The sequence below is a fragment of the Natrinema salaciae genome, from assembly GCF_900110865.1.
In the GTDB taxonomy this organism is placed as follows: Archaea; Halobacteriota; Halobacteria; order Halobacteriales; family Natrialbaceae; genus Natrinema; species Natrinema salaciae.
Window position 1 is genome coordinate 367101 of sequence record NZ_FOFD01000001.1, and the last position, 18245, is coordinate 385345.

The 18245-nt window shown below is 67.5% G+C and carries 19 protein-coding genes; 11 read left to right on the forward strand and 8 right to left on the reverse strand.

Annotation, left to right across the window (positions count from 1 at the left end):
• The first annotated feature begins 110 nt into the window (after positions 1-110).
• Positions 111-485: a 2Fe-2S iron-sulfur cluster-binding protein gene (locus tag BMX07_RS01820; RefSeq protein ID WP_090612743.1), complete on the forward strand. Its 375-nt coding sequence runs from the start codon at positions 111-113 to the stop codon at positions 483-485.
• A gap of 77 nt (positions 486-562) precedes the next feature.
• Positions 563-997: a thiol-disulfide oxidoreductase DCC family protein gene (locus BMX07_RS01825; RefSeq protein ID WP_090612747.1), complete on the forward strand. Its 435-nt coding sequence runs from the start codon at positions 563-565 to the stop codon at positions 995-997.
• Between the two features lie 79 nt (positions 998-1076).
• On the opposite strand, the gene BMX07_RS01830 is transcribed toward BMX07_RS01825, so the two are convergent.
• Entirely contained in the window at positions 1077-2510 is a 1434-nt protein-coding gene (locus BMX07_RS01830; RefSeq protein ID WP_090612752.1) for a cupredoxin domain-containing protein, read from the reverse strand.
• A gap of 122 nt (positions 2511-2632) precedes the next feature.
• On the reverse strand, positions 2633-3913 hold the full coding sequence (locus BMX07_RS01835) for a DUF7405 family protein (RefSeq protein ID WP_090612755.1): 1281 nt from the start codon (positions 3911-3913) through the stop codon (positions 2633-2635).
• Between the two features lie 167 nt (positions 3914-4080).
• Between BMX07_RS01835 and dps the strand changes: the two genes are divergently transcribed.
• Positions 4081-4740, forward strand: coding sequence for a DNA protection during starvation protein (dps, locus tag BMX07_RS01840; RefSeq protein WP_090612760.1), 660 nt, complete (start codon positions 4081-4083; stop codon positions 4738-4740).
• Between the two features lie 57 nt (positions 4741-4797).
• Positions 4798-5286, forward strand: a complete 489-nt coding sequence (locus tag BMX07_RS01845) for an SRPBCC family protein (RefSeq protein WP_090612763.1) — start codon at positions 4798-4800, stop codon at positions 5284-5286.
• Positions 5287-5325: 39 nt separating this feature from the next.
• Here BMX07_RS01845 and BMX07_RS01850 read toward each other — a convergent pair whose 3' ends face one another.
• The gene (locus tag BMX07_RS01850; protein WP_090612767.1) at positions 5326-6024 is read right to left on the reverse strand and encodes a hypothetical protein; all 699 of its coding nucleotides are present in this window, start codon (positions 6022-6024) and stop codon (positions 5326-5328) included.
• 514 nt (positions 6025-6538) lie between these two features.
• Between BMX07_RS01850 and BMX07_RS01855 the strand changes: the two genes are divergently transcribed.
• A complete protein-coding gene (locus BMX07_RS01855) occupies positions 6539-7141 on the forward strand; it encodes a DUF6735 family protein (protein ID WP_090614764.1) in 603 nt (200 codons plus the stop codon).
• 49 nt (positions 7142-7190) lie between these two features.
• Here the strand turns inward: BMX07_RS01855 and BMX07_RS01860 are convergent, their stop codons facing one another.
• Both BMX07_RS01860 and BMX07_RS01865 read right to left on the reverse strand, forming a co-directional pair.
• A complete protein-coding gene (locus BMX07_RS01860; RefSeq protein WP_090612773.1) occupies positions 7191-8966 on the reverse strand; it encodes a MutS-related protein in 1776 nt (591 codons plus the stop codon).
• An 88-nt stretch (positions 8967-9054) separates the two neighbouring features.
• Positions 9055-9357, reverse strand: coding sequence for a hypothetical protein (locus BMX07_RS01865; protein ID WP_090612777.1), 303 nt, complete (start codon positions 9355-9357; stop codon positions 9055-9057).
• A 155-nt stretch (positions 9358-9512) separates the two neighbouring features.
• On the opposite strand from BMX07_RS01865, the gene purF reads away from it, so the two are divergent.
• Together purF and BMX07_RS23490 are read left to right on the forward strand one after the other, a co-directional pair.
• Positions 9513-10985 carry an amidophosphoribosyltransferase gene (gene purF, locus BMX07_RS01870; RefSeq protein ID WP_090612781.1) on the forward strand — a complete coding sequence of 491 codons (1473 nt, stop codon included), beginning with the start codon at positions 9513-9515 and terminating at the stop codon, positions 10983-10985.
• A gap of 301 nt (positions 10986-11286) precedes the next feature.
• On the forward strand, positions 11287-11526 hold the full coding sequence (locus BMX07_RS23490) for a hypothetical protein (RefSeq protein ID WP_139210781.1): 240 nt from the start codon (positions 11287-11289) through the stop codon (positions 11524-11526).
• 86 nt (positions 11527-11612) lie between these two features.
• Here the strand turns inward: BMX07_RS23490 and BMX07_RS01875 are convergent, their stop codons facing one another.
• On the reverse strand, positions 11613-13436 hold the full coding sequence (locus BMX07_RS01875) for an SLC13 family permease (protein WP_090614767.1): 1824 nt from the start codon (positions 13434-13436) through the stop codon (positions 11613-11615).
• A gap of 105 nt (positions 13437-13541) precedes the next feature.
• Here BMX07_RS01875 and BMX07_RS01880 point away from each other — a divergent pair, with 105 nt between their 5' ends.
• Together BMX07_RS01880 and BMX07_RS01885 are read left to right on the forward strand one after the other, a co-directional pair.
• Entirely contained in the window at positions 13542-13931 is a 390-nt protein-coding gene (locus BMX07_RS01880; protein ID WP_090612788.1) for a tautomerase, read from the forward strand.
• A gap of 97 nt (positions 13932-14028) precedes the next feature.
• Positions 14029-14490 (forward strand): universal stress protein, encoded by a 462-nt coding sequence (locus BMX07_RS01885; RefSeq protein ID WP_090612791.1) that lies wholly within the window; start codon positions 14029-14031, stop codon positions 14488-14490.
• 48 nt (positions 14491-14538) lie between these two features.
• Here the strand turns inward: BMX07_RS01885 and BMX07_RS01890 are convergent, their stop codons facing one another.
• Together BMX07_RS01890 and BMX07_RS01895 are read right to left on the reverse strand one after the other, a co-directional pair.
• Positions 14539-15777, reverse strand: a complete 1239-nt coding sequence (locus BMX07_RS01890) for an ArsA family ATPase (protein ID WP_090612796.1) — start codon at positions 15775-15777, stop codon at positions 14539-14541.
• 71 nt (positions 15778-15848) lie between these two features.
• The gene (locus BMX07_RS01895; protein ID WP_090612799.1) at positions 15849-16949 is read right to left on the reverse strand and encodes a pyridoxal phosphate-dependent aminotransferase; all 1101 of its coding nucleotides are present in this window, start codon (positions 16947-16949) and stop codon (positions 15849-15851) included.
• A gap of 155 nt (positions 16950-17104) precedes the next feature.
• Between BMX07_RS01895 and BMX07_RS01900 the strand changes: the two genes are divergently transcribed.
• Positions 17105-17617 carry a CinA family protein gene (locus BMX07_RS01900; RefSeq protein WP_090614770.1) on the forward strand — a complete coding sequence of 171 codons (513 nt, stop codon included), beginning with the start codon at positions 17105-17107 and terminating at the stop codon, positions 17615-17617.
• A gap of 97 nt (positions 17618-17714) precedes the next feature.
• Entirely contained in the window at positions 17715-18200 is a 486-nt protein-coding gene (locus BMX07_RS01905) for a metal-dependent hydrolase (protein ID WP_090612802.1), read from the forward strand.
• Positions 18201-18245: the final 45 nt, after the last annotated feature.

The window sequence follows — 18245 nt, forward strand, 5'->3', positions numbered from 1 at the left end:
ATGGAAGGCGGAACGGGTGACGTTCGTACGCCGCGTTCCCAGTCGCGCTGGGCGGTGGCTTGCGACCGTCCGGCCGCAGGCCTTTTCGTCGGCCGACCGAACACGTACCCGTGACAGCCCCCACGACGTGGGAGGTCGAACTACGCGTCCCGGCGGACGCCGAGCTGGACGCCGCCGGGGAATCCCGGACGATCGAGGTCCGCGACGACGAAGCGATTCTCGCGGCGGCCCGATCGGCGGGGCTCTGGCTCTCCGCCGACTGCCAGCAGGGGTGGTGCATCACGTGCGGCGCGAAGCTTCTCGAGGGCGAGGTGGACCACAGCCGGGCCAAGCGCTACTACCCGGAAGACGAGGACGCGGGCTTCGTCCTCACCTGCGTCGCGCGCCCCCGCTCGGACTGCGTCATCGAGGTCGAACGGTACGACGAACTGCTTCGCCACCGCGCGGAACACGACCGGCCGCCGGGGCGATCGAAGTTCGGGTAGGTCGGCGAACGGGACGCGGGACGATACCGGCGACTGCCCCACCGAACGTTTTCCGCGCTCGCGACGTACGGGCGGCTATGACCGAGCCGCAGTTCACCGGCGTCCTGCTCTACGACGGCGACTGCCCCTTCTGCTCGGCGGCCTCGACCGCGATGCGCCGGCTCGAGGCGGTCGGCGTCGTCCCGTGGGACGACCCGGCTGCACAGGCGTTCCTCGAGGCCCAGTTCGGCGAGACGCCGTTCGCGCTGTTTCTCGCCGATATCGAAGCCGAGACGGTCTGGGCGGGCCGAGCCGCGGCGGCGGAGCTGTGCGAGCGGGCCGGAATGCCGGTGCTCGTGCAGGACATCGTCGACGAGCGCTACGAGCGCGTCGCGGACGCGGTGCAGTTCGTCTCCGGGACCGACCGCGACGTCGATCCCTTCCACGACGCGTACCCCCTGGCGGACGACGCCGCGGCGCTGTTCGACGCCCTCGCAGCCAGCGGGAGCCGGACGCACGTTCCGAACGCGTGAATTCGACCCCCGCGTATCGAGCGTCGATACCGGAGTCACGAGGGGGCGAGCGTCCGATTGCGCCGCTCGAGGCCGCCGATCACTGCACGTCGATCGAGCCGCGCATCGACTCGGGGTGGACCTGACAGTAGTACTCGGCCATCTCGGCCGACGCAGTGAACGTAACCGTCTGGGTCGCTCCGTCCTGATTCATGAACTCCGAGGCGAGCAGCTCCTCGCCGGTCTCGTCTTCGATCGCGAAGTTGTGCTGCAGGCCGTCGCCGTTCTCCCAGATGAGGGTGTACTCGGCCCCCTCCTCGAGCGGCAGCGTCGGGTTTTCGGTCCCCGTGATGGCGTCCGGGGCCTCGCCTTGCCAGCCGGGTGCTTCCCCGAGGAGCCGGATATCGGCCTGTGTGTCGGCAGCGTTACCGGTATCGGCCGCTCGTCCGTTCGCTGTGTCGGGATCGTTCCAGTCCGCGAACGGTCCCTCGACGATCTCGTCTTGCTCCCACATGGCGTGAACGAACGGCTGCGTCTCGCCGTTGGGGAGTTCGAAGGCGGTCGGGACCGGCGCGTACACCGGGCCGTCGGGCGTCGGTTTGATCGGCAGGACGACGCCGTGGGTGTGATGGGCCTGCCCCGCGATCGTCGTGTCCGGATCGAGGGGCATCTCCTCGTCGAGCGCCATCCGGTACTGCTCGTCCCGCACCGTCTGGGTCGTCATGAAATGGATAACGCGCATCCCGTCGTCGGTGGCCCGTTCGCCGTTGATGGTGACGTGGCCGACGCCCCAGGACGCGCCGTAGGTGTACACCTGCGGAAACAGCGGTGAGCCAGTTCCCGAAATGCCGTGTAGCTGCCCGCCCGTCAACACGCCGCCGCCGGTCTCGTAGCCCGGAATCGGCGGTTGGATGACGTGATCGTGCTCGAGTTCGTACTCGTTGCCCGCCGGATCGGTGAACTGCGCGTCGAGGTCGACCTGATCGGGCGTATCGCCCGGTTGCCCGGGGAGATCGTATGGCCGGTGATCCCGATAGCTGATCTCGAACGCTCCACTGGTTACTTCGGCATCGTTGCTGTACAGCGTCGGTTCGGCCAGCCGCTGCTGGGCGATCGAGTCCCCGTTCGAGCCGTTCGAGTTGCCGTCCGAATCGTCGATCGGTTCGCGCGCCTCGTCGGGCGCGGCCACGAGGAACGGGAGCTCCTCGAGCAGCTGTGGAACGGCCTCGCCGAGCGGCGACGGCAACCGACTCGCCTGTTCGATCCGCGCCTCGAGGAGATCGGTGCCGGTCCGCGGGTTCGCTTCGGTTCCGAACACCATCGGACTCAACGGCCGGGGACCGGGACGCACCCAGTAGACGGCGTTGCCCGGTTCTTGCCTGGCGGTAACCGTGACTTCAGGATCGCCGCTGGTTCCGCTCTCACTGCCGTTCTCGCCGTCGGACTGGGCTGCGCCGACGCCGGCCGTGCCCGCGATACCGCCGATCGATGCCACCGCCCCCAATTCGAGGAACCGCCGTCGTGATGACGACATACGTGACCGATCACTGAGGATGCGGATAAAGGCCGACCCGGTGGTGTGTACCAGCCGAATGGCCATCGGTCACGAAACAGTCCTCGTGCCGAAAGACAGGGCGAATGAGACGCCCAGTACTGCTACGTCGGGTTCGGCTCGGGCAAGGCGCGACGGCCGCGCGGCGGGACGAGGTAGTTCGCCCGGTTGCGGACGCTGATGTACTGGAGGATGCCGTTGTTCGTCCGCGACCCGACCGAGCCCTCGGTGAGGTCGCGTCCGGTCATCGCCCGCCGCGTTTTCACGAAGTCCGCGATCGACCGCTGCAGGGAGAGGAAGTGGACCGCCGCCCTGCCGTCGTCGGTCGAATCGAAGTCCCGCCGGAGGATGATCGGCTCGCCGTCCTCGCGGGCACGAGCGGCCTTCTGGGCGTGGCCGACGGTCCCGGGGTTTCGGGCGTCTTCGGCCGCGCTCCCCGGGATGTCGGCGATCCCGCTCGAGTCCCCGAGGTTGTGGCCGGCCCCGTCGACGAGCCCCTCCTCGGCGTGGGTCGGGGAGAACATCTTGGCGACGCGCTGGTCGCGACTGTCCTGTTCGTACCACTGGTGGAGGTGAAGCTGGATCTTCGAGAGGTGGATCGTCGTCCCGCCGGCGAACGGGCCGTCCGGAATCGTCACGCGGTCCTCGCTCGCCTGCGTCTTCCTGAACCCCGATTTGAACCCCATGAACAGCGGCGCGTCCTCCGGGACGGGCTCGCTGTCGGGGATGCCCCCGACGCCGGACTGGTTCTTCGCCGGGAGCCCGCGACCGATGAATCCCGTTCGGCGATCCGCGACGTCGAAGATCCCGTCGAACGAGTCCTCGACCGCGATCCCGTTGAGTTCCTCGAGTTCGCCCGTCAGCGCCTCCTCGGCGCTCAGCGTGACGTGGCCGTAGTCGCTGGCCAGGTGGACGAGTGCGTCGTACTCGTCGAGCCGTGGGTCCTCGATCGGCGCGAGCGCTTCCGGGTCGGGCAGGTCGACCGTCTCCGGGAGATCGGTCTCGAATCGGTCGACGTATCGGGGACCGTACCCGAGCGTGAACGCGAGCCCGTCGTTGCCGCGCTCGTAGGCCCGCTCGAGGGTCCGGAGCGCGGCCTCGATTCGCTCTCGCTCGCCCTCGGCGTCGGCCGGGCCGTCGCCGACGTACTCGAGGCCGAGCAGGAGGTGGTGCTCGGGCGGTTCGACGTTTCCGTGGTCGTCCGTCGCGAGGAAGTCGTTCCAGGCGTGCTGGCGCTCGGGGAGCTCGTCGGGGGAGAGACTCGCCTGGGGCACGTCCTCGGTTTCCTCGCGCTGGAGGCAGGCGGCGAGCGCGCTTGCACCGCCGATGGCGACTGCGCTGCGGACGAACGCGCGACGCGAGAGCCCGTGATCCGAACCGTGCATGCACGACCCTCAGGGGTTGGCGACTAAGGATATTGCGGTCGCGCTGGTCGGCCGAGAGCCGAGCAAAACGCTGGGGACCGGAATCGACGGGCCGACGGGACGGGGTCGGCGACTGGCTGCAATTGCAGGCAAAGGTTGATGCCTCGAGTTATGGGAGTGGATCGGTAATGTCCGACGAGAAACCACACGCGGCAGGCAACGTCGGTGCCGGGGATACGAGCGAACGCGTCGGGATGGCGGTGCTTCGCGAGCGCGGACTCGAGCCGGAGGAACTGCGCGAGAAACTGATAGACGCCATCGGGGCGGAGTTCACCACGTACTACTACTACACGAACCTGCGAATGCATCTGGCCGGCCACGAGGACTACAAGGAGATCACCGAGGACGCCCGCCTCGAGGATCGGGCCCACTTCGAACTGGTCGCGCCGCGAGTGTACGAACTCGGCGGCGCGCTGCCCAACGACATTCGGGAGTTTGCGGATCGAGCGTCCTGTCCGGACGCCGAGGTACCGACTCCCATGGACGACGACGGCGGCTTCGACACCCACGGCCTCGACGCCGAGCACATTCTCGAGGTGCTGCTCGAGGCCGAGCGCTGTGCCATTCGGACGTGGTCGGAGATCTGCGACATGACCCACGGCGTCGATCCCCGGACCTACGACATGGCCCAGCGCATCTTGCAGGAAGAGATCGAACACGAGGCGTGGTTCGTCGAACTCCTCTCGATGGAGCGCGACGGCGAGATCAACCCGGCGGGCCACTTCGTCCGGGGCGAACCCGGCGACGCGCCGCTCTCGACGAACCGCCGGTTCAACGACAGTGCGTAGCCGACAGCGGGTGCAGCGACCGGTACAGCCATCCGTTCTGGGGTGGTACCCGTTCGCATGAAGCAGGTCGAGGTGTTCGTCGACATCGACGCGCCGCCGGCGGTCGTCTGGGACGCCCTTCTCGCCTTCGATACCTATCCCGAATGGGATCCGGTCGAGCGGCGGATCGAAGGCGTCGCAGTCGATACGGCGACGGCGCGACGCCGCAGTGATGTGGACTTCCGCCTTCACGACGGCCCGATGGCCGTCGCGATCGACCCCCACAGGCGGCTCGCCTGGCTCGACCGGCTCGTCGTCCCCTTCGCGTTCGACCGCTATCACGAGTTCCACCTCGAGCCGATCGACGATCGTGAGTCGAGTGGACCGAAGCAATCGTCGAACGCACCCTCCGATGACAGTCAGCGGACGCGATTGCTCCAGCGGGAGACCGTTCGAGGCGCGTTTGTCCCGTTCGTGTTCGACGAACTCCGTGTCGAAAGAGCGTTCATCGAGATGAACGAGGCCATCGCGGCTCGGGCGGAACGACGGGCGAGCCCGATTTCCTGACCGGGTCTCGCTTCCGCTCGAGAAGCCTACACCGCGACGTCAGTTATCGAGGACGGAGAGAGCGTACAGCACCAACCGCAGGATGTGGATGAAGACGCCCATCACGGCGATGTAGATACCGATGGCGTTCCGGATCGGACTCGCGTACCTGTTCTCCTTGACGGCCCAGATCTCGTACGTGAGATCCGTGACGAACCCGAGGAAGAACAGGACGGACGCGAAGAGCATGAGCGAGGGATTGGTGAAGAACCCGACAGCACCCGCGGCGAATCCGGCGACGAACAGTCCCTTGGCGTAGGTCTGCCAGCCCGCGAACGATCGGTCGGTGCGGTAGACGACGACCACGATGCCAGCCGTGAGGAGTCCCGTAATGATCGTCGTGATAGCGAGCGCCGGAACTCGAAGCGCGGACGGTGCAATCACGAGGATCGCGGAGCCGAGGAGCGTATACCCGAACTGAATCAGCGTGACGCCCGCGCCCGCGATCGGAATGTTCCCCGTTTCGATCCCCCTGTTCGACACCCAGAAGCCGCCACCGATCGTGACGACGAAGGTACCGATTCCGACAAAGTAGTTCGAGAAGAGGATGAGTCCGAGGTCCGCAAGCGGCGTGTAACTCCCAACCAGCATCAACAGGATGTTTGCCGCGACGAGCGCGGTCGCGATCCCCGCAACTTTTGGGACGTTGACCGTTGACGCGTACTGGTCGGTCCGTGTACTGCTATGGACTGATGACATGTTCGTACGCACAACGATAGAACATGGTGATAAATATTACTGTCCGTACTGCGTAGAACAACGTCGTACGCGGCTGGCACGGGACCACAGCGGTCACGGGTCACGGTCCGTCGCGATCGGTGATCGGTGCCGAGACAGGACGGATGTGGTCGATGATAGTTCACTGAATGACCGCCTCGCCGTAACGGCGAGGGATTCTCTCCCCGACGCACGAGAGTGCGGTCGGCGGGCTTTCGGCGGTGCGTCCGCGCTCGCTCGAGTTCGCCGTCCGGATCGGTGACCGCTCGAGCACGGCACCGGCGTCCCGTCCCGATTTCTACGGCCGGAGTTCGGGAGACGGGTGAAAAGCCGTTGATCGTCGCCTCGATCCGGATCCTGCCGGCGATCGCTCCCGACGGGCGAGCCGTCCGCAGGTTGAAATACGGACGGGTGACCAGAGTCGCCGTGAGCTACGAGCTGATTCCGGAGACGTGTGTGGAGCGCACCGATTCCCGCCGTTTCGATCGGGTGGATCATGGGACATAGGGCGCTGGTCGCCTATCGGCGACCGGATCGGCTCTACGACGTGCGGTACAGTCACTGGGGTGGCGAGGACCTCACGCTCGCGGACGCGATCACGGCCGCGACGCCGCTGGCCAACGGCGCGATCGACGGTTCGCTGCTGGCGGATTCGATCTCCCGGGACCGGATCTTGACGGACTATCTCGATCCCTGCGTTCACGAGGCGCTGTACCTCGTCAGCCCGGCAGCGGGCTACGCGGTCGACCCCTATTTGGTCTGCTGGCTCGAGTGGGGTGACGGCCGGGACGGCGGTCGGGGCGCGATCGTCGCGTCGCAGCCCGGCGACGGCACGACGAGGACCTGGTTTCGCGCCACGAAGACCGTGCTGGCCGATATCGTCGAGATGGGAGTGCTCTCACGACGGGCCGCACAGGCGTATCTCGAGGCCCGCGTCTGCGAGGAGCGTGCGGGAATCCCCTACACGTACACGTCCGGCGATTCGGACGAGACGGCGGCCGACGACGCAACGTACACGCCGACGCCGGATTACTGGCCCGCCGACGAGCGACGGGACGGCGGTGATCGAACGGGATACGGCGACCGAACCGACGAGTGAGAATCGGGTGGCCGAGCGGGCGAGCGAAAGGCGGGTTCTGGCTCACTCGTCACTCGTCGGTCGTCCAGCGCGCGTCGGCGAGCGTCCGCTGGACGACCTCGTTGCCGACGGCTTCCCCCAGCGTCTCGAACCCGGCGCGCTCGCTCCGGTCGCTCGCGTTCGCGACCAGCCGCGAGACGATGAACTCCGGCGTCGACCGACCCACGGTGCCAAAGCGGGGCTGGTAGTCGACCAGCAACTCGAGGTCGGGGTTCAGCCCCTCCGCGAAGATGCCGTCGACCCGCGCCTCGGGCGGCAGCGGCTCGAGGTCGTCCGCGAGGTGGGTGACGAACACGCCGAGCGCTTCGCGGTCGACGGAGAGCGTGACGAGGCCGTGGAGCAGGTCCGCCGCGCTGCCCGGTTCCGTGATCGCCTCGAACTCGTCGACCAGCATCAGCGTGCGCCCGCCCGAGGATAGCGGCGGGACGATCGACCGGAGGGTGGACTCGAGGACGCCGGCGTTGAAACTCGCGTGTCGGCGGTGGAAGACCAGCGAGTCGACGGGGGTCACCTCGGCCCGGTCCGCGGGGACCGGCAGCCCCATCGTCGCCAGCAGGACGACCTGACACAGCGTCTCGAGCAGGGTCGTCTTCCCGCCGCTGTTCGCGCCCGTCAGGACGGCGACGCGTTCCTCGCCGGGGACCGAGTCGACGCCGTCCGGAACGCTCGCGACGCCGTGTTCACCGAGCGCGTACGTGACCGGTTGCACCGACTCGTCGTCGCGCGCGGCGAGCGTGAGGTTGCGCGCGTTGACGACGGAGACGGCGTCGTCGTCGCCCTCGAGGAAGGCCGGTCGCGTGCAGTCGTACTCGAGCGCGAACCGGGCCAGCGAGAGGTGCAAGGCGATGTCGTCGACCGCGTCGACGGCCCGATCGACGGCGTCGCGGTTCTCCGCGAGCGTTCCCTTGAGATCGCTGGCGACCAACACCTCGCGTTCGTCGATCGCGGCGGTGAGATCGCTCCGGAGGGTTCGCAACGTGGTGCCGACGAAGTCCGTCGCGTCGGTCGCGTCGGCCGGCATCGCACCCCGGACCTGATCGATCGTGACCTCGGTCTCGGTCAGCAGGCGGTCCTCGAAGGCGTCGCGGAACTGGTCGACGTCGCGGACGCCGTCCGAGCGCAGGTCCTCGATCAGCTCGAGGGCGTTGGCGTCCATATCCTCGATCGCCCCCAGCGTGTCCCGGAGCCGGTCGAGTTCCTCGTCGGCACCCTCGCGGACGCGGCCGCCGTCCAGCGCCGCCAGCGCCTCGGCGGCCTCCGCGAGTCGGTCGCGCTCGAGGCCGGCGATGGCGGCGAACGGGCCGGAGTCGACGCCGGCTTCGAGTAAGGCGAGCGCAGCCTCGACGGCCGCGTGTTCGCTCTCCTCGCGCTCGTCGTACCGCTCGTAGGCCTCGAGAACGGCCTCCCGATCGGCGTCCTCGAGCGCGGCCCAGGCGTCGCGGGCCGCGAGCACGTCGTCGAGCCGGTCCGTCATGGCCTCGCGGGACGTCAGCGGTGTGAGCACGCGGATCCGGTCGGCCGCACGCTGCGTGACTGCGTGCTCGACCGCCAGGTCGAGCAGGTCCTTGTACGCCGATCGCGCGTCGCCGGTCGCCAGCACGTCGATCCCGTCGCCGCCCGTCGCCCGGCGGAGGATGCGCGTCGCTCGCCCCCGCGCGAGGCCGGCGTCGGCGAGCGCGCGCACGTCACCGCTCTCGATGGCCTCGATCGCGCGCTCCCGCCCCAGCTCGTCGACCAGCGTCGCCCGCGTCTTCGGCCCGACGCCCCAGTACTCCTCGAGTCGCATACTGATCGGATTCGAGTCGACTCTCTTGAACACTGTGCCTCGAGCGCCGGATCGCCGCGCTGGTACCCATTCGTGCGTTCCCCACGATCTACGGCTTGGCCTCGAACACGGGGTTCAGGGGCGTCTCGGTCGCTCGGTAGACCACGTGAGGTTGCCGTCGGCGAGCGCGAGCGGACGTGCGCCGCTGCACCCACTGATCGTCCATGTCGCGGAAGGCGTCGAACGTGGCTACGAAGCCGTACGCAGCGCCGGCGACGCGGGTCGTCGATAGACACGTTCGTGGTTCGCGACCGCCGATCCGCGATTCGAACCGATCGGGATCGAACGCGTGCGCGACGAGCGCTGCCCCATGGATCGCTCGCTCGAGACCGCGGCTCGGCGGCGATCGCACTCCGGCACCGCCACTCCCTCGAGGTATGCACGAACGTGCACGAAATTCGCCGTCGGGGACTGCATTGAAAGCACAAACACGGGGATTTTTATCGGCTGGGTGCCCTACTGACTTCCATGACTGATGGGCGGGGCGAGACTCCCCGGCGAACAGGAATGACCGAGAAGTGCGGCGTCGTCGGCGTCTCACTCGACGGTCGAAACGCGGCGCGACCGTTGTACTACGCGCTCTACGCGCTCCAGCATCGCGGTCAGGAGTCCGCGGGGATCGTCACCCACGACGGGTTTCAACAGCACAGCCACGTCGAGATGGGACTGGTGGGGGACGCCTTCGGTGAAGACGATCTCGACACGCTCAACGGCGCTGCGGGGATTGGCCACGTCCGGTATCCGACGGCCGGTTCGGTCGACTCCTCCTGTGCACAGCCCTTCTCCGTCTCGTTCAAGAGCGGCTCACTCGGCCTGAGCCACAACGGCAACCTCGTCAACGCCGACGAGATCCGCGACGAACTCGCCGCCGCGGGTCACGCCTTCACCAGCGACGGCGACACCGAAGTCATCGCCCACGACCTCGCGCGCAACCTCCTGGAGGAAGACCTCGTTCGCGCCGTCAAACACACGATGGGGCGCATTCACGGCTCCTACTCGCTGACGATCAGCCACGACGACACCATCCTCGGCGTGCGCGATCCGCAGGGGAACCGGCCGCTCTGTATCGGCGAACTCGAGGACGGCTACATCCTCGCCTCGGAATCGGCCGCGATCGACACCCTGGACGGGGAACTCGTCCGCGACGTCCGCCCGGGCGAACTGGTCGTCCTGCAGGACGACGGCGAGGGGTTTGACTCCTACCAGCTCGTCGAGCAGGAGAACACCGCTCACTGCTTTTTCGAACACGTCTACTTCGCGCGACCCGACAGCGTCATCGACGACACGCTCGTCTACGAGGCCCGGCGCTCGCTCGGCCGCAAGCTCTGGGAGGAGAGCGGCGTCGAGACCGACGTCGTGATGCCCGTCCCGGACTCCGGACGCGCGTTCGCCGCCGGCTACGCCGACGCCGCGAGCGAGACGACCGCCGACGGCGAGTCACGGGCCGCCGACGACGACGGCGTCGAGTTCGCCGAGGGGCTGATGAAGAACCGGTACGTCGGCCGGACCTTCATCATGCCGACACAGGACGAGCGCGAACGCGCGGTGCGGCTCAAGCTCAACCCGATCAAGTCGACGATCGAGGGGAAGACCGTCACCGTCATCGACGACTCGATCGTCCGCGGGACGACCTCGACCCAGCTCGTCCAGCTGCTCAAAGACTGCGGGGCCGAGGAGGTCCACGTCCGCATCGGCGCGCCCGCGATCGTCGCCCCCTGTTACATGGGCATCGACATGGCCACCCGCGAGGAGCTGATCGCCGCGGGCAGATCGACCGACGAGATCCGCGACGCGATCGACGCCGACAGCCTCGCCTACCTCTCGACCGACGCCGTCGCCGACGTGCTCGAGGAAGACCGCATCGACCTCTGCCTGGGCTGCGTGACAGGCGAGTACCCGTACGACATCGAGGGCGAGGAGACCGACCGCGACGTGAGCCGGCCTGACGTGGGCGGGACGCGGCTTCCCGCGGACGACTAACTGTTGTTGGGAATACGGCTTCTTTGGTCAGTCTCGAAAGAGAACAGAACTCGGTTGATGGAAGGAGAGAAATATAGGCTTCTTCGACATCGTTGACGGATCGTAACGGATGCGTTCGATAGTAAGTACTTCCATCCGGGAGTGTACAGTCCAAAGATATTACTATCGGAAATGGCCCATGTACAATTGGAATAGGGGTTATTAATAACCATGTATGATAACAATTACTAACACAACGAACACTGAAAATCCGTCTGGGCGCGTCTCTGAGAGCCCACAACCGTAATACTGAGGAAAGAACATGGACTCAGAACGACCGAACGTGAGAGTCAGAGAGGATGAATCGCCAGGAGAAAATTATCTAGTAGAAATAGAATACAGCGACGAGCATGTCGAACAAATCGAAAAAGAAATCGAAAGACAACTAATCGACAGAGGCGTCGATACGAGGGGTGTGGACATCGCGGGAACACTCGGTGTAGGCGACACAGTGGAGTGCCATCACTTCAAAAACTGCCTAGTAGTGTGCACAAAATACTAACCGTCTCATTCAGTAGGTGATTTTTCGTTTTTGTATGGTATCCGGGTCCGCTCGCGGATACAAACGGCGTTCGCTGACCGCACAGGTCACCCGTGGAACGCCTCCGCGAACTCAGCCGGCAGCGTGCCGATGTCGATCCCCCACGCGATCGGCAGCCAGCCGACCGCCACGAGCGTGATCAACACGATGCCAATGACGTTGAGTCCGACGCCGATCTTGGCCATCTGCGGGAGCGTGATGTAACCGCTCCCGAAGACGATCGCGTTCGGCGGGGTTGCGACCGGCAGCATGAACGCGAACGAGGCGGCGGTCGCGCCCGCGATCATCAGCCCGAACGGGTGGACGCCGATCCCCACCGCCACGCCGGCGAGAATGGGCATGAGCATCGCCGTCGTCGCCGTGTTCGACGTGACCTCCGTCAGGAAGATCGTCATCACGACCACCGCGAACAGGATCGCGATCATCGGCACGCCCTCGAGGAGTCCGAGCCCTTCGCCGATCCAGGCCGCGAGGCCGGTGTCGCCGAAGCCGCTGGCGATCGCGAGGCCGCCGCCGAACAGGAGGATGACGCCCCACGGGATGTCGACGGCGTGGGTCCAGTCGAGCAGGAAGGTGCGGTCGCCGTCCGCGGTCGTCGTCGGCAGCGTGAACAGGACCATCGCGCCGCCGATCGCGACGATCGTGTCGGCGTCCTCCGGCGGGGCGACTCCGAGGAGCGGATCGATCAGGCTAGCTCCGATCCAGGCCGCGGCCATCCCGACGAAGACGACGGCGACCCACCGCTCTTGTCTGTTCATCGGCCCGAGTCGCTCGAGTTCGCGGTCGATGGTGTCCGCCCCGGCGGGAAGCTCGTCGAACTGCGGCGACACCGCGCGAGTGACGTACACGTAGACGGCGACGAGGCCGATCGCCGAGATCGGGACGCCGTAGAGCATCCACTCGGCGAACGAGACCGACTGGCCGAAGAGCGCGTCGGCCTGGCCCGCGAAGAGGACGTTCGGCGGCGTGCCGATGAGCGTCGAGACGCCGCCGACGGACGCGCCGTAGGCGATACAGAGCATCAGCGCGATCCCGAAGGAGAAGTTCCCTTCGGTCGTCTCGACCGCGAGGTCGGTCTCGTCGATCAGGTCCGCGGTCTGGTAGATGACCGCCAGCGCGATCGGCACCATCATCATCACGGTCGCGCTGTTGGAGACCCACATCGAGAGGAACGCGGTCGCGAGCATGAACCCGAGAATGAGTCTCGAGGGTTCGGTGCCGACCGCTTTGATCGTCCGGAGGGCGATCCGCCGGTGGAGCCCCCACCGCTGCATCGCCATCGCGAGGAAGAAGCCGCCCATGAACAGGAAGATCAGCGGGTGGCCGTACGACGGCGTCGTGTCCGCGACGGGAAGGGCGCCGGTCAGCGGGAATAGAACGATCGGCAGCAGCGACGTCGCCGGGATCGGGATCGCCTCGGACATCCACCAGACGGCGATCCACGCGGTGACGGCGGCGACCGCTTTCCCCGCGGCCGACAGTCCCTCCGGCGTCGGCGACAGGAAGATGAGCGCGAACAGGAGCGGCCCGAGGACGAAGCCCACCCGCTGTCGGAGGCCGTACGTCCCGCCGACGTCGAACGGGGAGCCGTCGTCGCCGCGACTTCCGTCGCCGCCACCGGCCCCGCCGCCGGGGCCGTCAGCGGTTTCGGTTCCGGACTCGCGTCCGCCGCGTTCGTCGCCGTCGCGTCCGCCGTCGGGAAACGCCCGTCGCGCGAGGCGGCGTTCTTCGGCAGTCAACTCGTCCATATCGGCGATCATGGCCGGCGCATCGAGCGTGAGATACGCCTTCGTCCGGGCGTTGACGATCCACAGGTACCGCCACAGGCGCCGCGAAGCCGCTCGAGCGGCCCGCTCGCGTTCTGCCACCATGCTCACGGTCCCTCCCACGAGCACCCGCATTACTACTGGTCGCTTACACGGACCGGTCGCGTCGGTCGGCGAAACGCCCACGCCGGTGGCCGGACGAGTCGCGGTATGCCGCCGTTGCAGTTCGACACGACGCTGTCGCTATCGGACGCGGAGAAGACGGCGCTCGCCGAGCGGGTAACGGAGCTGTACACGACCGAGATGGCGACGACGGCGGGCCACGTCGCCGTCACGATACGCGACCGCGGGGCGGCAGCCCTCCACTTCGGACGCGCCGTCGATGGGCCGTTGTTCTTTCTCGACGCCGAGATCCGTCGCGGCCGCTCGCTCGAGCGGAACCGAGCGTTCGCGCTCGCTACCGTGGAGTATTCCGGGAATACGTTCGATATTCCGGACGAGCACACGAAGGCCGTCTTCACCGACCATCCCGACGAGGCGATGATGGGCGTCGACCGCGTCGGGGGCGACTGGGACGGCGACCTCGACGAGTCGGCGTGACGCTCGCGGCGGCCGGCACCGACCGTCACCGCGCGACCCCGCCGGAACTGCGCGCGACCGCTGAAACCACTAACCGTCTCGCTCCCGTACGAGGCGTATGTACCGCGTGTTGCTTCCGGTCGACGAGAACGAATCGCGAGCGCGGGCACAAGCGAGCGCCGTCCGCGAACTCCCGAGCGCGGCGACGACCGTCTCGGTCGACGTGCTCCACGTCCGCGACGGCGGGACCGGAGCGGACGCCGAGTGGGCGGCGGGCGGATTCGCCGAGGAGTACGCCGACGAGATGGAGCGAGTAGCCGACGACGAGACCCTCCCCGCCTCGGTCGAAGCGGCGGCCGACGTGCTGGCTGCCGGCGACCTCGAGTGGACGGTCCGCGCCGCGGCGGGCGACCCCGCGGAGACGATCCTCGAGGCGGCCGACGAGGACGACAGCGACCTGATCGTTCTCGGCGTGCGACGCCGGTCTCCGGTCGGAAAAGTACTGTTCGGCAGCGTCGCTCAGGCCGTGATCCTCGGCAGCGACCGGCCGGTGACGGTGGTCAGTGCGGACCGGGACTAGCGACGAAGTCGAATCGGTGGTCCCCGTCCCCTCGAGAGCGGTCCGCGGCTACCGCAGACAGGCCGCGACGACCGCGAGCATCTCCTCCCCCCGGACCTCCTCGGCGAACAGCGGGACGCGCCGCACGTCGGTCCCCCGGAAGAGGTCCTGTGCCTCCGCGAGGGCGGTCTGCTGGACGTCCCAGCGCCGCTGACAGAACTCGCAGTCGTCGAGGTTCGGCTGCAGGAACTCGCCCTCCACGTCGTCGGTGACGTTCGAGAGCGGTTCCATCACGCGGTTGACGACAACGGTGCCGACGGGGATCTCGAACTCGCGGAGCTGCTGGCGCAGCCGCTTCGATTCGAAGACGCTCATCTCTTCGGGGACCATGACGATCCGGAAGTCGGTGCGTGCGGGATCGCGCAGCGCAGCCCGCAGGCGCTCGATGCGCTCGCGCAGCACTTCCAGATCCTCGAGGTCGTCTTCGTCCGCGGACGGCTCCTCCCCTCCGAACATTCCCTTGACCCCGTCGAGCATGCCGCCGATGCGCTGGCGGAATTTGACGAGCCGCCCCATCATCGTGTCCATGATCTCGGGCAGCTGCAGCAGGCGGAGCGTGTGGCCCGTCGGGGCCGTGTCGACGACCACGCGCTCGAACCGCTCGTCGTCCATGTACTCGAGCAGGAGCTGCATCGCGGCGGCCTCGTCGGCCCCGGGCATCGCGCCGCCGAAGAGGGCGTCCATCGGCGAGTCGCCGCTGAGCAGATCGCCGAGACCGCCGAGGGGGCCGCCCTCCGTCCCCTCGCCGCCGGGAAACGGAGAGCCGTCCGCATCGCCGGGGAACGGCGACTCGTCCGCTGCTCCCGCCTCCGTCCCCGCGCCGCCGAAGGGGGTGTCGCCCCGCTCGATCGCCGCCTCGGGGTCGATCTCGGCCGCGTAGAGGGGGATATCGTCGCGGATCCGACCGGGTTCGGACGGGATGTCGGTCTCGAAGGTGTCGGACAGTGAGTGGGCCGGATCGGTCGAGACGATCAGCGTCGGGGTTCCGCCCCGAGCGCTGTCGAGGGCGGTCGCGGCCGCCATCGTCGTCTTTCCGACGCCGCCTTTCCCGCCGTAGAGGACGTAATCGGGGCCGTCGATCGGCTCGTCGGACGGCTCGACGTCGATCGTTTCGCGCTCGTCCGCCGCGCCGTCGACGGACTCGGTCGGCGTCACCTCGATGGAGTGTGCGCCGTCGTCGCTGTCCCTCGTCGCTTCCTCGTCCTCGCCCTCGCTCTCGTCGACCGGTTCGACGTCGATGCCGCTCATACACGCCGTTCCCGGTCCAAACACGAGTATTCGTCGGTCCCTTCTCGGCTATCGCCCGCCGGCTCGGACCGTCAGTCGAAGTAGGTCGCCAGCCGCTCGGCCGCTTCCTCGACGCGCGGCGACACGAGCGCGAACCGGAGCCAGTCGGTCCGCGAGTCGCCGAAGGCCTCGCCGGGCATGCCGGCCACGCCGGCCTCGTCGATCAGTCGCTCGACGGTCTCGAGCGTCCCCGGGTAGCCGTCGAAGCGAGCCATCACGTAGAACGAGCCGCTTGGCGTGGTGTACTCCGCCCCCGCCGCGTCGAGCGCGTCGGTGAACGTGTCGACGCGGTCACGAAGGAGTTCGCGGTTGCGCTCGTAGTACTCCGGCCCCGTCTCGCGCAGCGCCTGCAGGACCGCGTACTGCCCCGGCCGAGTGGTGGCGACGGTGACCAGCATGTGTCGACTCCTGGCGTTCGCGACGAGTTCTGGCGGGAAGATCGCGTAGCCGACGCGCACGCCGGTGATCGCCATCGACTTCGAAAACGCGTTCGTGACGATCCGGTGGGTGGAGTCGGTCTCGAGCGCGCTGGCGAACCGCCCCGAGAGATCGTAGTGGTCGTAGACCTCGTCGCTGATCAGCACGGCGTCGTACTCCTCGGCGACGGCGACGAGTTCCCGCATCGTCTCCGCGGGGTAGACCGCGCCGGTCGGATTGTTGGGCGTCGTCACCACGATCGCAGCCGTCTCCGCGCTCGCGGCCGCGCGGACGTCCTCGGGACGAAGCCGCCCCTCGTCGTCAGTCGCGACGGACGAGTGCGTGCCGCCGAGCATCGTCGCCTTCCCGGGGTAGTAGGGGTAGACGGGATCGGTCAGCAGGAATTCGCGTCCGCGCTCGCGCTCGAGGGCTCGCGCCATCGCGAGGTAGTTCGCCTCGCCAGCGCCGTTCGTCACGACGACCTGATCGGCGTCGACGCCGCGGCGCGCGGCGATCTCCTCCCGTAGTTCGCGGAGCCCGTCGCTGGGCGGGTACTGGAAGCGGTCGGACTCGAGATCGGCGTACTCCCGCAACCCCGATCGGAGTGCCGCAGGTGGCTCCCAGTCGGGGGTTCCGCTGACCATGTCGATGACGTCGCGGTCGGCCGCGTCCGCGTACGCCATCACCTGAAAGAACAGCGGCGTCTCGTAGTTCATGCCGGGCTTTGGGGTTCGCAGTCGGATTGCTGTTCCGCTTCCGAGTCGACCGCGACGGACGGCGGCGTCTCGAGGTCGAGCGGTTCGCTCGAGTCGCGGGCGGGGCCGGGTCGGCAACCATCGCTTTCACAACGGAACCGCCCGTCGGTTCGGGTATGAACGACGACATCGACCGCGAGCGCCCGATGGCGGTCGCGGATGCGCTTCGAGAGACGGAGGCGTCGCTGGCCGTCGCCGAGTCCTGTACCGGCGGCCTGATCGGCGCGGCGATCACCGCCGTGCCGGGCGCGAGCGACTACTTCGATTCGGGGCTGACGACCTACGCCTACGACGCCAAGCGTCGTCACCTCGGGGTCAGTCGCGAAGCGCTCGACGAGCACGGGGCCGTCTCCGAACCCGTGGCCCGCGAGATGGCACAGGGGATCCGAGACGTCACGGACGTGACGTGGGGTATCTCGACGACCGGGATCGCCGGTCCGACCGGCGGGACCGAAGAGAATCCGGTCGGCACGGTCTACATCGGAATCTCGTACGGGGCACCGTGGGGGAGCGAGGAGTCGTACACGACCGTCTCCCGGTACGTCTTCGACGGCGACCGCGCGGACGTCCGCGCGAAGACCGTCGATCGGGCGCTCGCGGACCTGCTCGCCGAACTCGAGGCGCGCTGAAGGCGTCCCGTTCGGACGATGCCTCCCGGGATCGGTACGAACGGGTGACAGTCTCGAGAGAAAACTATTCCCCGCTCGACCCCCCAGACCCGGGTGGATGAACAAGAAGGGGCACGTCCTGAACGCCGTTCTGCTGAGTATCGGACTGGGGTATCTGCTCGAGCCGTCGGGGAGTCTGGAGACGTTCAGAACCATCGTGATGATCGGCGTTCCCGTGACGCTCGGGGCCCTCTTTCCGGACGTCGACACCGCCTTCGGCAAGCACCGGAAGACGCTGCACAACCTGCCGATTCTGGTCGCCTTTCTCGCCTTTCCGTACGTCTTCGGAAACCTCGAGTACGTCTGGATCGGGGTGTTGACCCACTACGTCCTCGACGTCGCGGGGAGCAAGCGGGGGATCGCGCTGTTCTATCCGGTCTGGAAGAAGGAGTTCGGGCTCCCGATCGGCGTCGCGGTCAGCAGCAAACGTGCGGATCTGATGATGCTGGTCGTCACCGTCGGCGAGTTACTCCTCGTCGCCCTGATCGTCTTCGAGGTGCCGCAGTGGGGGTTCGAACTGGGGCGGAAGACGCTCGGCATCTGAGTCTCCGGCCCAGTGCCGACCGCCGTCGCGTATTCGGTGTCGCAC

What these genes read in the sequence shown, in the direction of transcription:
- BMX07_RS01825 (WP_090612747.1), top strand. Translation starts at nt 563, where the DNA reads ATGACCGAGCCGCAGTTCACCGGCGTCCTGCTCTACGACGGCGACTGC.
- BMX07_RS01880 (WP_090612788.1), top strand. Translation starts at nt 13,542, where the DNA reads ATGCCGCCGTTGCAGTTCGACACGACGCTGTCGCTATCGGACGCGGAG.
- BMX07_RS01895 (WP_090612799.1), bottom strand. Translation starts at nt 16,949, where the DNA reads ATGAACTACGAGACGCCGCTGTTCTTTCAGGTGATGGCGTACGCGGAC.
- BMX07_RS01860 (WP_090612773.1), bottom strand. Translation starts at nt 8,966, where the DNA reads ATGCGACTCGAGGAGTACTGGGGCGTCGGGCCGAAGACGCGGGCGACG.
- BMX07_RS01905 (WP_090612802.1), top strand. Translation starts at nt 17,715, where the DNA reads ATGAACAAGAAGGGGCACGTCCTGAACGCCGTTCTGCTGAGTATCGGA.
- BMX07_RS23490 (WP_139210781.1), top strand. Translation starts at nt 11,287, where the DNA reads ATGGACTCAGAACGACCGAACGTGAGAGTCAGAGAGGATGAATCGCCA.
- dps (WP_090612760.1), top strand. Translation starts at nt 4,081, where the DNA reads ATGTCCGACGAGAAACCACACGCGGCAGGCAACGTCGGTGCCGGGGAT.
- BMX07_RS01850 (WP_090612767.1), bottom strand. Translation starts at nt 6,024, where the DNA reads ATGTCATCAGTCCATAGCAGTACACGGACCGACCAGTACGCGTCAACG.
- BMX07_RS01900 (WP_090614770.1), top strand. Translation starts at nt 17,105, where the DNA reads ATGAACGACGACATCGACCGCGAGCGCCCGATGGCGGTCGCGGATGCG.
- BMX07_RS01875 (WP_090614767.1), bottom strand. Translation starts at nt 13,436, where the DNA reads ATGGTGGCAGAACGCGAGCGGGCCGCTCGAGCGGCTTCGCGGCGCCTG.
- BMX07_RS01830 (WP_090612752.1), bottom strand. Translation starts at nt 2,510, where the DNA reads ATGTCGTCATCACGACGGCGGTTCCTCGAATTGGGGGCGGTGGCATCG.
- BMX07_RS01890 (WP_090612796.1), bottom strand. Translation starts at nt 15,777, where the DNA reads ATGAGCGGCATCGACGTCGAACCGGTCGACGAGAGCGAGGGCGAGGAC.
- BMX07_RS01855 (WP_090614764.1), top strand. Translation starts at nt 6,539, where the DNA reads ATGGGACATAGGGCGCTGGTCGCCTATCGGCGACCGGATCGGCTCTAC.
- BMX07_RS01845 (WP_090612763.1), top strand. Translation starts at nt 4,798, where the DNA reads ATGAAGCAGGTCGAGGTGTTCGTCGACATCGACGCGCCGCCGGCGGTC.
- BMX07_RS01835 (WP_090612755.1), bottom strand. Translation starts at nt 3,913, where the DNA reads ATGCACGGTTCGGATCACGGGCTCTCGCGTCGCGCGTTCGTCCGCAGC.
- purF (WP_090612781.1), top strand. Translation starts at nt 9,513, where the DNA reads ATGACCGAGAAGTGCGGCGTCGTCGGCGTCTCACTCGACGGTCGAAAC.
- BMX07_RS01885 (WP_090612791.1), top strand. Translation starts at nt 14,029, where the DNA reads ATGTACCGCGTGTTGCTTCCGGTCGACGAGAACGAATCGCGAGCGCGG.